At 69.7% G+C, this 13,707-nt stretch carries 13 protein-coding genes; 6 read left to right on the top strand and 7 right to left on the bottom strand.

Annotated features, from left to right (window positions below; all coding sequences use genetic code 11):
• Nucleotides 1–109: 109 nt before the first annotated feature.
• Nucleotides 110–667: a GNAT family N-acetyltransferase gene (locus ABD197_RS00470; RefSeq protein WP_344050495.1), complete on the top strand. Its 558-nt coding sequence runs from the start codon at nt 110–112 to the stop codon at nt 665–667.
• A gap of 2 nt (nt 668–669) precedes the next feature.
• Here ABD197_RS00470 and ABD197_RS00475 read toward each other — a convergent pair whose 3' ends face one another.
• A complete protein-coding gene (locus tag ABD197_RS00475) occupies nt 670–1,353 on the bottom strand; it encodes a GntR family transcriptional regulator (protein WP_344050497.1) in 684 nt (227 codons plus the stop codon).
• 184 nt (nt 1,354–1,537) lie between these two features.
• On the opposite strand from ABD197_RS00475, the gene ABD197_RS00480 reads away from it, so the two are divergent.
• Nucleotides 1,538–3,223: an L-lactate permease gene (locus tag ABD197_RS00480; RefSeq protein WP_344050498.1), complete on the top strand. Its 1,686-nt coding sequence runs from the start codon at nt 1,538–1,540 to the stop codon at nt 3,221–3,223.
• 38 nt (nt 3,224–3,261) lie between these two features.
• Complete coding sequence (locus ABD197_RS00485; protein ID WP_344055766.1) at nt 3,262–6,078, top strand: FAD-binding and (Fe-S)-binding domain-containing protein; 2,817 nt, start codon at nt 3,262–3,264, stop codon at nt 6,076–6,078.
• Between the two features lie 7 nt (nt 6,079–6,085).
• Here ABD197_RS00485 and ABD197_RS00490 read toward each other — a convergent pair whose 3' ends face one another.
• Together ABD197_RS00490 and ABD197_RS00495 are read right to left on the bottom strand one after the other, a co-directional pair.
• The gene (locus ABD197_RS00490) at nt 6,086–7,279 is read right to left on the bottom strand and encodes a cation:proton antiporter (RefSeq protein ID WP_344050500.1); all 1,194 of its coding nucleotides are present in this window, start codon (nt 7,277–7,279) and stop codon (nt 6,086–6,088) included.
• Between the two features lie 7 nt (nt 7,280–7,286).
• Nucleotides 7,287–7,775, bottom strand: coding sequence for a cation:proton antiporter regulatory subunit (locus ABD197_RS00495; protein WP_344050502.1), 489 nt, complete (start codon nt 7,773–7,775; stop codon nt 7,287–7,289).
• A 140-nt stretch (nt 7,776–7,915) separates the two neighbouring features.
• Between ABD197_RS00495 and ABD197_RS00500 the strand changes: the two genes are divergently transcribed.
• Nucleotides 7,916–9,298 (top strand): MFS transporter, encoded by a 1,383-nt coding sequence (locus ABD197_RS00500; protein ID WP_344050504.1) that lies wholly within the window; start codon nt 7,916–7,918, stop codon nt 9,296–9,298.
• A 6-nt stretch (nt 9,299–9,304) separates the two neighbouring features.
• On the opposite strand, the gene ABD197_RS00505 is transcribed toward ABD197_RS00500, so the two are convergent.
• Nucleotides 9,305–9,832: a MarR family winged helix-turn-helix transcriptional regulator gene (locus tag ABD197_RS00505; RefSeq protein WP_344050506.1), complete on the bottom strand. Its 528-nt coding sequence runs from the start codon at nt 9,830–9,832 to the stop codon at nt 9,305–9,307.
• A 113-nt stretch (nt 9,833–9,945) separates the two neighbouring features.
• On the opposite strand from ABD197_RS00505, the gene ABD197_RS00510 reads away from it, so the two are divergent.
• Nucleotides 9,946–10,629, top strand: coding sequence for a MarR family winged helix-turn-helix transcriptional regulator (locus ABD197_RS00510; protein ID WP_344050508.1), 684 nt, complete (start codon nt 9,946–9,948; stop codon nt 10,627–10,629).
• 85 nt (nt 10,630–10,714) lie between these two features.
• Here the strand turns inward: ABD197_RS00510 and ABD197_RS00515 are convergent, their stop codons facing one another.
• On the bottom strand, nt 10,715–11,323 hold the full coding sequence (locus tag ABD197_RS00515; RefSeq protein ID WP_344050510.1) for a TetR/AcrR family transcriptional regulator: 609 nt from the start codon (nt 11,321–11,323) through the stop codon (nt 10,715–10,717).
• Nucleotides 11,324–11,396: 73 nt separating this feature from the next.
• Between ABD197_RS00515 and ABD197_RS00520 the strand changes: the two genes are divergently transcribed.
• Nucleotides 11,397–11,831, top strand: a complete 435-nt coding sequence (locus tag ABD197_RS00520) for an ester cyclase (RefSeq protein WP_344050512.1) — start codon at nt 11,397–11,399, stop codon at nt 11,829–11,831.
• Between the two features lie 85 nt (nt 11,832–11,916).
• Here ABD197_RS00520 and ABD197_RS00525 read toward each other — a convergent pair whose 3' ends face one another.
• Complete coding sequence (locus tag ABD197_RS00525; protein WP_344050514.1) at nt 11,917–12,717, bottom strand: ABC transporter permease; 801 nt, start codon at nt 12,715–12,717, stop codon at nt 11,917–11,919.
• Nucleotides 12,718–12,726: 9 nt separating this feature from the next.
• Nucleotides 12,727–13,650 (bottom strand): ABC transporter permease, encoded by a 924-nt coding sequence (locus tag ABD197_RS00530; protein ID WP_344050516.1) that lies wholly within the window; start codon nt 13,648–13,650, stop codon nt 12,727–12,729.
• Nucleotides 13,651–13,707: the final 57 nt, after the last annotated feature.

Raw genomic sequence — 13,707 nt, forward strand, 5'->3', positions numbered from 1 at the left:
TCCGCTCGCGGATCCGACAGGTTGAGCCGCGATGACTCAACCCTACCGAGGGTCGCCGAACGTGTCAAATGAACTTGATATGACTGGACTCAAGTCCCAGGATGGCGGTATGGGACTCCCCTGGAACTTCGCTCCGCTGCACGGCGACCGCGTGCACCTGGATCTGCCGCGCCCCGATGACCTCGACGCGCTGTTCGCGATCCAGTCCGATCCCGAGGTGTGCCGGTACCTGCTCTACGAGCCGCGGAGCCGGGAGAAGGTGCAGGAGGTGCTCGCCCGTGATTCCGCGGGGACCCGATTGGCCGAGGCGGGCGATTTCGTCCAGCCGGCGATCCGGGATGCCGAGGGCCGACTGATCGGCACGATCTACTTCAAGATCACGAGCACCGAGGATGCGACCGCCGAGATCGGATGGCTTCTCGCCCCGTCCGCACAGGGTCACGGGTACGCGCGCGAGGCTGCGGCGCTCATGCTCGACCTGGCGTTCGGCGAGCTCGGCCTGCACCGCGTGTACGCCGAGCTGGATCCGCGGAATGCGGCATCCGTCGCCCTCTGCCTGCGCCTGGGGATGCGTCACGAGGCGCACTTCCGCGAGCACATGTGGTTCAAGGGCGCGTGGGCCGACACCGGCATCTACGCGGTCCTGGCCTCCGAGTGGCGCGGCTGAGATCAGCCGCCGACGCCGGGCGCGAACGCCTCGGGGCCGGGCTCCCCACCCAGTCGCTCGGCGAGCTTCTCGCGGGCTCGGCCGATGTGGGTCGCCAGGAGCACCGCCGCCTCCTCGCCCCGACCCGCCTCGATCAGCCGCAGGAGTTCGTCGTGCTCGCCCGCGATCACCTCGGTCGACAGCAGAGCCGCGCCCTGGATCTGAGACATGCAGAACACGACCTCGGAGGCGAGAGCGTCGTACAGCCGGCTCGTGCGCTCACTGCCGAGCGCATCGACGAGGCTCCGGTGGAAGCGCATGTCCGGCTCGATGATCTCGCGCGGCGAGGCGTTGACGAGCGCGGCGATGTCGCGGTTGGCCTCCCGGGCCCCCTCCGGCACGCGTCCCTCGCGGGCGAGGGTGCGCACGACCTCGGACTCCACCACGTGACGCGTGCGGTAGATGTCGCGGGCGTCAGCCGGAGTGAGCCGCACGACGCGCGCGGTCTTGTGGGCGCTGCGCTCGAAGAGCCTCTCTCGGACGAGGTTCTCGATCGCCGCCTTCGCTGTCGGGCGGGCGACTTCGTACTCGTCGGCGACCTCGACCTCCGCGAGCGGTGTTCCGGGCTCGAGCTCTCCGGCGAGCACGCGCCGGCGGAGGTCCTCGGTCACGGCGTCGATGATCGAGACGACGGCGATTCTGGGCATTCGCACTCCTGAGTCGGCGGACCGATTCTGGAGCGAACACCGATCCGAAGCCCATTCTACGACGAATGAGAGACATGAAGTCTTGACAAGCAGGTGCACTTGTCTGACAATCTATCAATACCGCGATGGTCGCGGCGGCGAGCGCATCATCGCGCGTGCCGACTCGAAGCCGAGTGGAGTGGCCGTGTTCCAACAGATCCTGGATCCCGTATTCGGGTCGCTCGTGATGTCCGCCCTCGTCGCGGTGATCCCCCTGGCGACCCTGTTCGTCCTGCTCGGCGTGTTCCGGGTGAAAGCGTGGAAGGCGTCCCTGATCGGCCTGGCGATGTCGATCCTGCTCGCGGTGCTCGTGTGGCGGATGCCGCCTATCCAGACTCTCAGCGCGACGTTCGAGGGCGCGCTGTACGGCATCGTGCCGATCCTCTGGATCCTGGTCAACGCGTTGTGGCTGTACCGGCTCACCGTCGTCACCGGGTGGTTCGAGGTCCTGGGCGAACGCATCCGCGCGATCAGCGACGACCAGCGCATCCTCGCGATCCTCATCGCGTTCTGCTTCGGCGCACTGCTGGAGTCCCTCGCCGGCTTCGGGGCTCCGGTCGCGATCTCGATCGCGATGCTGATCGCCGCCGGGATGAAGCCGGTGAAGGCCGCTGTCGTCTCCCTCCTGGCCAACACCGCTCCGGTGGCGTTCGGCGCGATGGCCGCGCCGATCATCGCGCTGTCCGGCGTGACGGGCATCGACATCCACCTGCTCTCGCAGATGGCGGGTCGGCAGACGCCGTTCCTCGCGATGTTCGTCCCCCTCATCCTCGTCTTCATCGTGGACGGCAGGCGAGGCGTCCGTCAGACATGGCCGGTCGCCGTCGTCGCCGGTCTCGCCTTCGCGATCTCGCAGTTCATCACCTCGAACTTCATCGCCGTGGAGATCACCGATGTCGTCGCCTCCGTCGTGACGGTGATCGCGGTCCTGCTGATGCTGCGCGTCTGGAAGCCCTCGCACACCGTCGTCTTCGAGCGGGCCGCCGACGAGGCCGACGCGGTGGGCTCAGCATCCGTCTCGGGAACCACCACCTCGGTCCAGGTGATCGCCGGCCGCAAGATCGACCAGTCCACTCGGACGAAGGCGAATCTGACGTGGAACGCCGTCATGCCCTATGTCGTCATCATCGTGATCTTCTCGATCTCCCAGATCCCGATCGTGAAGGACTTCCTCGCCCACGCCACGACGGTGACCTTCCCGTGGCCGGGCCTGGAGATCACGGATGCCGCAGGCAACCCGGTGGGAACCGCCTACAAGCTCAACATCCTCGGCACCGGCGGCACGCTCCTGCTCATCTCGGGCATCATCGTCGCCCTGCTGTACCGACTCTCCGCCCGGGAGGCCGTTCGCGCCTACGGCGCGACCCTCCACCAGCTGCGCTTCACGATCGTCACCGTCACCGCGGTGCTCGCGCTCGCCTATGTGATGAACCTGTCCGGGCAGACCCAGAGCCTCGGGGCCGCCCTCGCCGCCACCGGCGCGTTCTTCGCGGTCCTCTCGCCGATGATCGGCTGGCTGGGCGTCGCGATCACGGGATCGGACACCTCCTCCAATGCGCTGTTCGGCCTCCTGCAGGCCACGACCGCCGAGCAGGTCGGCATCAACCCGATCCTGACCGCCGCCGCCAACTCCTCGGCGGGCGTGCTCGGCAAGATGCTCTCGCCGCAGAACCTGGCGGTGGCCGCCGCCGCCGCGGGAATGGCGGGCAAGGAGGGCGACCTCTTCCGCCGCCTCATCTGGTGGAGCCTGGGCCTGCTGGCCGTCTTCACCGCCTTCATCTATCTGCAGTCCACGCCGATCCTCGGCTGGATGGTCCCGGTCGCGCCGTGAGCCTGCGGTCGACCCGGCGGCCGAGTGTCCAGGACACGCTGCTCGCCCGGCATGAGTCACGGCGCGTCGGGGACACTCAACCTCCGGCGAACCTCAGCACCCGCGCGATCGACAGGGTCGCGTACGCGTCCGACGCCTCGCACTACCTGCTCACGCCGGATGCGGTGATCATCGCAGCGGACCCCGCAGCCGTCGCGGACGTCTTCCGATGGGCGAGCGATACCGGCACCCCGGTGACGTTCCGCTCCGGAGGCACGAGCTTGTCGGGGCAGGCGAGCACAGATCGGGTTCTGGTCGACACGCGGAAGGCGTTCCGGCGGATCGACGTGCTCGACGGCGGCACCCGGGTTCGCGCGCAGCCGGGCGCGACCGTCCGACAGGTCAATGCCCGCCTCGCCCCCACGGGCCACCGCCTCGGCCCCGACCCGGCGAGCGAAGTGGCCTGCACGATCGGCGGCGTCGTGGCCAACAACTCCAGCGGTATGGCCTGCGGCATCGTGGAGAACACGTACCGCACTCTCGAGTCGCTCGTCTTCGTGCTGCCCTCGGGGACGATCGTCGACACGAGTCATCCGGACGCGAACGCGCGGCTGCGGGACGCCGAGCCCGAGCTCTTCGAGGGACTCCTGCGCCTGCAGCGCAGGGTGACGCGGAACCCGGCATCGGTGCAGGCGATTCGCCGACTGTTCTCGATGAAGAACACCATGGGGTACGCCGTCAACGCGTTCCTGGATTTCGAGAGCCCGGTCCAGATCCTCAGCCATCTGATCGTCGGCAGCGAGGGAACGCTCGCGTTCGTGGCGGAGGCGACCTACCGCACGGTGCCGATCAAGCCGAAGGTCGCGACGACGCTCGCGGTCTTCGCCGACCTGGATGACGCAGCCCGGGCACTCCCCGCGCTCGTCTCGTCGCGCGCGGCGACGCTCGAGCTCATGGATGCCGCGAGTCTCCGCGTCGGTCAGGGTCTCGCCGACGCGCCCCCGCAGATCCGTGGGTTCGAGGTCGCCTCCGAGGCCGCGCTGCTGATCGAATACCAGGCCGCGGAGCAAGGCGAGCTCGACGAGCTCGTCGCGCGCGGTGCGGATCTGCTCTCCGAGCTGCCACTGCGCACCCCCGCCGACCTGTCGCAGGATGCCGCGGAGCGCGCACTCGCGTGGAAGCTGCGCAAAGGTCTGTACACCTCGGTTGCCGGCGCCCGCCCGAGCGGCACCACGGCGCTCCTCGAGGACATCGTCGTACCGGTCCCGGCGCTCGCGCCGACGTGTGCCTCGCTGCAGGAGCTTTTCGCCGAGTACCGGTACGGCGACAGCGTGATCTTCGGCCACGCTAAGGACGGCAACATCCACTTCATGCTCACCGACCGGTTCGAGGGCGACGAGGCGATGGGGCGGTTCTCCGGGTTCACCGAGGCGATGGTGGACCTGGTGCTGGAGGCGGGCGGAAACCTCAAGGCCGAACACGGCACGGGCCGGGCGATGGCCCCGTACGTGCGACGGCAGTACGGCGACGAGCTCTTCGAGGTCATGCGCGAGATCAAGCGGCTGTGCGACCCGCGCGGCATCCTGAACCCCGGCGTGATCATCGAGGAGGACCCGGCGGCGCACCTGCAGAACTTCAAGCAGCCGCAGCCGATCGAGGCGGAGGCCGATCGGTGCGTGGAGTGCGGGTATTGCGAACCGGCCTGTCCTTCGAAGGATCTGACCCTCACCCCGCGGCAGCGCATCGTCGTGCGGCGGGGGATGCAGCGCGCCCGGGCGGCCGGAGACGAGGCCCTCGCGCGCGACCTCGAGGGCGACTACGACTACGAGGGCGTGGACACGTGCGCGGTGGACGGCATGTGCCAGACCGCCTGCCCCGTGCTCATCAACACCGGCGCGCTCGTGAAGAGACTGCGCCGCGAGAATCAGAACCCCGTGCTCGCGGCCGGGTGGGGCGCGGCCGCGAAGGCCTGGGGTCCGGTCACCCGCGCGGGATCCATGGCTCTCACCGGGGCCGATCGGATGCCGGTCGGTGCGGTCCGCGCGGCGACGAGCCTCGGCCGCGGGGTGCTCGGGGCGGACACCGTCCCCGCGTATTCACGCGACCTGCCGCCCGGAGGCCCCGCGCGACGCCCGCGGGCCGGACTGATCGGCTCGGGGGGTGCCGGGCCGATCGCGGTGTTCATCCCCGCGTGCGTCAACAGCATGTTCGGGCCCGCCGCTGGCGGCATCGGTGTGACCGAGGCGTTCGTGCGGCTGATCGAGCGTGCGGGCGTGCGGGTGATCGTGCCGGAGGGTGTCGAGGCCCTCTGCTGCAGCACGCCGTGGACGTCGAAGGGATACACCGGCGGGCGGGAGACGATGGCGCGCCGCGTGATCGCCGCGGTGACGGCCGCGTCGGACGGCGGGCGGCTGCCGATCGTCAGCGACGCCGCCAGCTGCACGGAGGGGTTCACGCACATCTTCGAGGATGCGGACCTCGACCTTCCGACCGAGGACGCCGTCGCCTTCATCGCGCGAACGGTGCTTCCTTCCCTCGGGTCGGTGAAGCCGATCGTGGACTCGCTCGTGCTTCATCCGACGTGCTCGTCCACGCAGATGGGCCTTGACCCCGCCCTGGCGACGATCGGCGCGGCCGTGGCGACGCGGACCACGGTGCCGGATGCGTGGGGGTGCTGCGGCTTCGCCGGCGACCGTGGGATGCTGCACCCCGAGCTGACGGCATCGGCCACGGCCGCCGAGGCAGCCGAAGTGCGGGAGCTCGCCGGCGACGCCCATGCGTCGTGCAATCGGACGTGTGAGATCGGGATGACGCGGGCGACCGGCGAAGACTACCGCCACGTCCTCGAGCTGCTCGAGGAGGCGACCCGCCCCTGACCACGCCTCAGGCGGCCTGACGCGCTCGGCGCTGCTGCTGGCGTCCCTTCGCCCAGCGCTTGAACGCCTTCGTGTCGGGCACGCGGGCAAGGATCGGACCGACGACGATCGTGATGAGCACGTACGCGGTCGCGAGTGCGGCGAGCGCAGGATTCACGCCCGCCGCGACCGCGAGCCCCGCGATCACGATCGAGAACTCCCCGCGCGGCGTGAGCGCGAAGCCGGCGCGCCAGCGCCCCGCCTCCGCGATCCCCGCCCGGCGCGCGGCGCGGTATCCGGTCGCCACCTTCGTCGCCATCGTGACCACGGCCAACACGATCGCCGGGCCCAGCATCGGCAGGAGATCCGCCGGGTCGGTGGACAGACCGAAGAAGAGGAAGAACACCGATGCGAACAGATCACGCAGTGGCGTGAGGAGCCGTGCCGCGTGCTCGGCGACCGGACCCGAGATCGCGATGCCCACCAGGAACGCCCCGACCGCGGACGAGACCTTGACCTCGGCCGCGAGTCCCGCGACCAGCAGCGTCAGACCCATCACCGTGAGCAGCAGAACCTCCGCGCTGCGCGACCACACCAGCCGCGACACGACCGCGCCGTGCCGGAGCGCCAGGTAGAGGATCACGAGCACCGACGCGAGGGCGATCAGCACCGTCGCAAGGCCGGCGCCGAGGTCCATCCCGACCAGCAGCGCGGTGAGGATCGGCAGGTAGAACGCCATCGCGAGGTCTTCGATCACGAGGATCGACAGGATCGTCGGGGTCTCGCGGTTCGTGAGGCGCCCGAGATCCTGCAGAAGCTTGGCGATCACGCCCGAGGAGGAGACCCAGGTGATGCCGCCGAGAGCGATCGCGGCGACCCACCCCCACCCGAGGAGCAGCCCGAGCAGGACGCCGGGCGTCGCGTTCAGCACCATGTCGAGCAGTCCGGCGACCTTCGACGCCTTCAGGTTGCTGACGAGCTCACCCGCGCTGTACTCGAGTCCGAGCATGAGCAGCAGGAGGATGATCCCGATCTCGGCGCCCACCGAGATGAACTCCTCGCCCGCGTTGATGGGGAGGAACCCGCCGTCCCCGAACACGAGTCCGAGGAGCAGCACGAGCGGGATCGACGAGATGCCGAGCCGGCCGGCGAGGCGGCCGAGCAGGCCGATGCCCAGGAGAAGCGCGCCGATCTCGATGAGGACGAGCGCGCCGTGTTCCATGGTCCGGTCAGCCCGTCGCGATGATGCGCACGAGGAGGTCGAGGCCCTCGCGGGTTCCGACGGCGACGAGCGTGTCCCCGCTGGCCAGCTTGTCGGCGGGTTCGGGCGCGGGCAGGACGCCGCTCTCGCGCACGATCGCGACGATCGAGCAGCGGGTGCGGGTGCGGGCCTTCGTGTCTCCGAGCGGGCGGCCGACGAACGGCGAGTCCGCGCGCACCGGGATCTGCTCGGTGTACAGCCCGGAGAGCTGGTCGCGGAGCCCCGCGAGCTGGGTGAGGATCAGTGATCCGCCGAGCACCTCCGACAGCGCGGTGGCTTCGTCGTCGGTGAGGGAGATCGTCTCGGCCGCGCGGTCCGGGTCGTCCTCGTCGGCGAGCGCGAGCTCTCGGCCGCCGTCGCGGAAGTTGACGACGGAAAGACGGCGTCCCTCATCGGTGAGGATGTCGTGCCGCACTCCGATTCCGGGCAGGTCGGCACGCTCGACGTGGGCGGGCATGCGTCCATCATGGCACCGGATGCCGCGGCATCCGTCACGGCATGATGCAGCCGTCCCCCCGGCTGTAGCCTGGCCCCGACACACCGCATCGTCGCGGCCGGGTGAGCTGACGCACCCGCCGTTCACCGAAGGGCTCCAGCATGGCCGACATGAACGAACCGGACGTCCCTCGCATGAAGCCCGATCTGCCGCAGTTCGCGGGGGTGACGCCCACCGACGCGCTGGCGACGGCGATCGGGGCGGAAGGACCGGCGACGACCCGCAAGCGCATCGTGCTCGCGTGGGGGCTCTGGGACTGGGGATCCGCGGCCTTCAACGCCGTCGTCACCACGTTCGTCTTCACGGTCTACCTCACCGGATCGAGCTTCGGACCGGAGGGCACGGTCGAGGCCCAGCTCGGCTGGGCACTCGCGGCCGCCGGCCTGTTGATCGCCCTCCTCGCCCCCGTCACCGGCCAGCGTTCGGACACGTCGGGCCGTCGCAAGTTCTGGCTCGCGGTGAACACGTACGTCGTCGTGGCACTCACCGCGGCGATGTTCTTCGTGCAGCCCGACCCGTCCTTCCTCTGGCTGGGACTGTTGCTGGTGGCGGCCGGCAACGTGTTCTTCGAGTTCGCCGGGGTCAACTACAACGCGATGCTCTCCCAGGTCTCGACGCCGCGCTCGATCGGGCGGGTGAGCGGTTTCGGGTGGGGCATGGGCTACATCGGCGGCATCGTGCTGCTGCTCATCGTCTATTTCGGCTTCATCCAGGGGCTGTTCGGCGTGCCCGACGAGGACGGGCTGCCCGTCCGGGTCGCGATGATCGTCTCCGCGATCTGGTTCGGGCTGTTCGCCCTGCCGGTGCTGTTCGCCGTCCCCGAGTACCGCGGAACCGGAGCGAAGCGCGAGAAGGTCGGCTTCTTCGCCTCTTATGCCCGCCTCGGACGCGACATCGCGCGGCTGTGGCGCGAAGCGCGACACACCGTGTGGTTCCTGCTCGCGAGCGCGGTCTTCCGCGATGGGCTCGCGGGCGTCTTCACGTTCGGGGGCGTTCTCGCGGCATCCGTCTTCGGGTTCTCCCCCGGCGAGGTGATCATCTTCGCGATCGCCGCGAACGTCGTCGCCGGCGTCTCCACGATCGCCGTCGGCGCCCTGGATGACCGGCTGGGTGCCAAGCCCGTGATCGTCGCGGCGCTCATCGGACTCATCGTGTCGGGGCTCCTGGTGTTCTTCCTCCACGACGGCGGGCAGATCGTGTTCTGGACCGCGGGGCTCGCGCTGTGCCTGTTCGTGGGCCCCGCGCAGTCCGCCTCGCGCACGTTCCTCGCCCGGATCATCCCGCCGGGGCGCGAGGGCGAGGTGTTCGGGCTCTACGCGACGACAGGCCGCGCCGTGTCGTTCCTCGCGCCGACGATGTTCGCGATCTTCGTCACGATCGGCGGCGCGGCGTACTTCGGCATCCTGGGGATCGTCCTCGTGCTCGCCGTCGGTCTCGCGCTGCTCATCCCGGTCAAGGCCGTGCAGGAGCGCCTGCGGTCCTGAGCGCGGCTAGGCGGGCCAGGCGTCGGCGAGCTTCGTGAGGAGCCGCGCGAGCTCGGCGCGCTCGGCATCCGTGAACGAGTTCAGCGCCGCGTCGATCGCGGTGCGCCGCTCGCCGCGGAATCCCCGCACGAGCCTCAGCCCCTCGTCGGTGAGCGCGACACGGGTGCGCCGGGCATCGTCGGGGTCGGCCTCCCGTCGCACGAGTCCCATCTCGACCGCCTGCTGCACGAGACGCGACGCCCGGGGCTGATCCACCCCGACGGCGTCGCCGATCTCACTGACGGAAAGGGGGCCGGATGCCGCGGCCAGCGCCTCGAGCAGGCGCAATCGCGCCGGTCCCCCCAGTCGCGGTCCCGCGACCCACGGGGGCGGACCACCCATGCCCCCGCCCATCCCGCCGCGCTGCCAGCCGGGGTGGTGATGCGGATGGCCGCCGCCGTGACCGCCCTCCCACGGCGGCCTCGGCATCCGTCGCCCGCGCAGGCGCGCAAGGGCGTTGGCGATCGCGTCGGCCGAGTCCGCAGCTGAGGTCATGCATCGAATTTACATGTGAGTTGACATGTTCTTCCATTCCATGTCACACTACATATACATGCGTTATGACATGTACCTGCGGCGGGTCCACGCCGCCCGACAAAAGGATTCACATGAACACCGATGACAACGACTATGAAAACGACTCCTCCGGCGAAGGCGCCTCGACCGGGCGGCGACCGCTCGGCTTCTGGCTGCGCACCGTCGACGCCCTGATCACCCACGAGTTCTCCGCCGCATTCGACGGCGCCGGCATCGACCGGCGCGACTGGATGCTGCTGAATGCGCTCTCGGGCGAGGTCGAGCTTCCGGCGTTCGCCGAGCGGTTCGTCCGCCGCGGAAAGCGCTTGCGCCGCCTGGAAGAGCGCGGCTGGGCTGTGGAGAACGGCGACGGCACCTGGGCGCTCACCGATGAGGGGCGCGCCGCCCGAGACGAGCTCAGCGAGGTGGTGGACGGTATCCGTTCCCGCGTCGCCGGCGCGGTCTCACCCGAGGAGTACGCCACCACGATGGCCTCGCTCGAAGCGATCGCCCGCGAGCTGGGCTGGGAAGAAGGCCGGCGCATGCCGCGCGGAGGCTTCGGCCGACGCGGCGGGTTCGGACCCGGCTTCGGCCCGCGGGGCGGATCCGGACACGGCGGTGGCTTCGGACCCGGTTTCGCGCCCGATCCCCACCACTGTGCGCACGCGCACGCCGGCCACGGCGCCCCCGGCCACCGCCGCCCCCACCACCACGGGGAGCGCGCCTACGAGCGCGGCTTCGACGCCGGTTTCGCCCGCGGTCGCACCGCCGGCTGACCCCACTCCCTCGCGAGAGGGCACGAATGCAGCGCGCCGCGGCGACCCTGCAGAACTGCCCTCTCAGAGGCGGCAGTCGACGGCGTCAGCGCAGCAGCTGCGCGACGAGCGTGTCGGCCAGCCAGCCCTCGAACCGCGCGGGAGTCCAGCCGGCATCGACGACGAGCGCTGCGTAGACGCCGGTCGCCGCGTACGCCCGGAAGAGCGCCTGCGCATCCGCGAGGGGCACTGCGAGATCCGGCTCCGCAGAGGCGATGAGCTGATCCATCACCCGGTTCCGGCCGCGCAACTTCGCGGCGAGCAGCCCGCGGGTATCCTCATCCTCGTCGCTGGCCGCATCGAGCACGCGGACCACATCGAAGTCCGTCGCATAGAGACCCACGAGCCATGCCGCGGCTCCGCGGACGCGCTGTTCTCCATCGTCCAGATCGAGCACCGCGCGGGCGCGCTCCCGCGCTCCCGCCCGCTCGAGCCACCGCTCGCAGATGACCGAGAGGATCTCTCGCTTCGCGCGAAAAGCCGCGTACACCGTGCGCGGCGCGACGCCCGCCTCGCGGGCGATGCCGTCCATGCTCGTCGAGCCGTAGCCGTCGCGAGCGAACAGGCGCTGTGCAGCATCGGCGATCCGGACACGGGTCGCCTCCGCCTGCTCCTGCCGGTAGGTGGAGCGGGGGACCTTGACGGGCGCGGTCATGAGGTTCAGACTAGCCACTGCATCCAATGCAGTATTGCTGCATTGAATGCATGACTGCTGAGAAGGAGTGACCATGAAGACCATCTCCCCCGCTGCGCACGTCGTCGAGCGGATGCTGCACGAGGGGTTCGCCGCGGGTGACACCGACATCGTCGACGAGCTGTGCGCCCCGGACCTCATCGAGCACCAGTTCGGCTTGACGGGCGAGGGGCCGGCCGCGATCGAGAAGGTCAAGCGCGGCATTCGGACGGTCCACGGAGCGTTCCCCGATCTGCGCTTCACCGTCGCGGACATCGCCGAAGACGGCGAGACGGTCTGGGTCCGCGCCGAAGCGACCGGAACCCACACGGGACCCTTCCTCGGCCCCCCGACGGGCCGCGAGGTTCGCTTCACCGTGATCGACGTCGCGACCGTCCGTGACGGACGCATCGTCGAGCATTGGGGCGTGCCGGATCGGTTCGCGATCCTGGCGCAGACCGGCGGTCTCGAGCGTCTGGGCGCCGGCTGAACCGACCTGCCCCTCGCGAGAGGGCGCGAATTCAGGGCAGCATGCCGCGGCGACCCTGCAGAACCGCCCTCTCGCGAGGCAGCGGTCAGCGCCGGGTCTGCTCCGATCCGGACAAGCGCTGGGCGAGATAGATCGGGATGATGGAGACGAGCACGAGCACGACCGCGATCACCGACACGATCGGAGCCTGAGCGGGCCGGAACATGTTGTTCAGGATGAAGATCGGCAGTGTCGTGACCCCGGATCCGGCGGTGAAGGTCGTCACGATGATCTCGTCGAAGCTCAGGGCGAAGGCGAGCAGACCACCGGCCAGCAGCGCGGAGCGCAGCTGCGGGAACGTCACGAGGCGGAACGTGGTCCAGATCCCCGCCCCGAGATCGGCGGAGGCCTCCTCGAGCGACGTGCCGGTGCGGCGCAGGCGCGCGATCACGTTGTTGAACACCGTGACGATGCAGAAGGTCGCGTGGGCGATCACCACGGTCCAGATCGACAGCGGTACACCCATGATCGTGCGGAAGAAGTTGTTCAGCGCGATACCCGTGATGATTCCGGGCAGGGCGATCGGAAGGATCACCAGCAGGCTGATCGCATCGCGCCCGAAGAACTCGAAGCGCTGCAGCGCGATCGAGATCAGCGTCCCGAGCACGAGCGAGATGAGCGTCGCGACGACCGCGACCTGCACGCTCGTGAGCACCGCCTCCCGCGCCCCAGCGCTCTGGAACGCCTTCGCCCACCACTCCAGGGTGAATCCGGGCGGCGGCCATGTGAGCGAGGTCGAGGTCGAGAACGAGTTGATGAGCACGACACCGAGCGGTACGTAGACCGCCACGAGGATCAGCCCCGTGACGGCCCCCAGCACGATCCGTGCGGTTCTTCCGAGTCGCATGCGTTCGTCCTAGAGGTTGTTCAGGGCGCCCGTGCGGCGCACGATCGCGAGGTAGCCGAAGATGATCACGATCGGGATGAGCGCGATCGCCGCCGCGAGCGGCAGATTGTTGGCCGCGCCGACGTTCGTGTAGACGAGGTTGCCGAGCATCTGATTCGCGCCGCCCACGATGTTGACCGTGATGTAGTCGCCGAGCGACAGCGAGAAGCTGAAGATCGTGCCGGCGATGATCGCGGGGAAGACGAGCGGAAGCACGACGCTCCCGAGCGTCCGCCATGTCTTGCCGCCGAGGTCGGCGGATGCTTCGAGCAGCGAGTCCGGAACCCGCTCGAGTCCCGCGTAGATCGGCAGGATCACGTACGGCAGCCAGAGGTAGGACAGCGTGATGATCGTGGCGGTGAGGCCGTAACCGGGCGTGTGCAGACCCAGGGGGGCCAGCATCCATTCGAGGATGCCGTCCTGCGAGAGCACGGAACGCCACGCGTACGCCTTCACGAGATAGCTCGCCCACAGCGGCATGAGCACCGCGATCAGCAGGATCCGCTGCGCCCGCGGCGAGGCGACCTTGGCCATGTAGAACGCGATCGGCAGCGCCAGGAGCACGTCGATCAGGGTCACGAGCAGCGCGACGCCGAGCGTGCGCAGTGTGACCGTCTGGTAGAGCGCGCCGGTGAGGACCGTGATGATGTTGTCCAGCGTCCACTCGGTGACGATCTCGCCCGTGAAGGCGTCGACCTTCCAGAACGCCGTCACCAGCAGCAGCACGAGCGCGACGATGTAGACCACGCCGAGCCAGAACAGCGGCGCCGACAGCAGCAGCGCCAGGCGCGTCCGCGGGTGGGCGGTGAGGAAGGACGAGAGCCGGCGCGGCGGGGTGTCGCGCGGCGGGGGCACGGCGCGCGGCGCTCGCTCTGCCACGGGGGTGGAAGTCATGTGTGCTCCGGGAGGGAACCGGGGGCGGCGGTTCGGGTCCGCCGCCCCCGGTGGCGG

The organism is Microbacterium lacus, from assembly GCF_039531105.1.
Taxonomy (GTDB): domain Bacteria; phylum Actinomycetota; class Actinomycetes; order Actinomycetales; family Microbacteriaceae; genus Microbacterium; species Microbacterium lacus.

Coding starts and splice junctions, on each gene's coding strand:
- ABD197_RS00505 (WP_344050506.1), bottom strand. CDS start 9,832: ATGACCTCAGCTGCGGACTCGGCCGACGCGATCGCCAACGCCCTTGCG.
- ABD197_RS00495 (WP_344050502.1), bottom strand. CDS start 7,775: ATGCCCGCCCACGTCGAGCGTGCCGACCTGCCCGGAATCGGAGTGCGG.
- ABD197_RS00530 (WP_344050516.1), bottom strand. CDS start 13,650: ATGACTTCCACCCCCGTGGCAGAGCGAGCGCCGCGCGCCGTGCCCCCG.
- ABD197_RS00490 (WP_344050500.1), bottom strand. CDS start 7,279: ATGGAACACGGCGCGCTCGTCCTCATCGAGATCGGCGCGCTTCTCCTG.
- ABD197_RS00515 (WP_344050510.1), bottom strand. CDS start 11,323: ATGACCGCGCCCGTCAAGGTCCCCCGCTCCACCTACCGGCAGGAGCAG.
- ABD197_RS00470 (WP_344050495.1), top strand. CDS start 110: ATGGGACTCCCCTGGAACTTCGCTCCGCTGCACGGCGACCGCGTGCAC.
- ABD197_RS00500 (WP_344050504.1), top strand. CDS start 7,916: ATGGCCGACATGAACGAACCGGACGTCCCTCGCATGAAGCCCGATCTG.
- ABD197_RS00510 (WP_344050508.1), top strand. CDS start 9,946: ATGAACACCGATGACAACGACTATGAAAACGACTCCTCCGGCGAAGGC.
- ABD197_RS00520 (WP_344050512.1), top strand. CDS start 11,397: ATGAAGACCATCTCCCCCGCTGCGCACGTCGTCGAGCGGATGCTGCAC.
- ABD197_RS00475 (WP_344050497.1), bottom strand. CDS start 1,353: ATGCCCAGAATCGCCGTCGTCTCGATCATCGACGCCGTGACCGAGGAC.
- ABD197_RS00525 (WP_344050514.1), bottom strand. CDS start 12,717: ATGCGACTCGGAAGAACCGCACGGATCGTGCTGGGGGCCGTCACGGGG.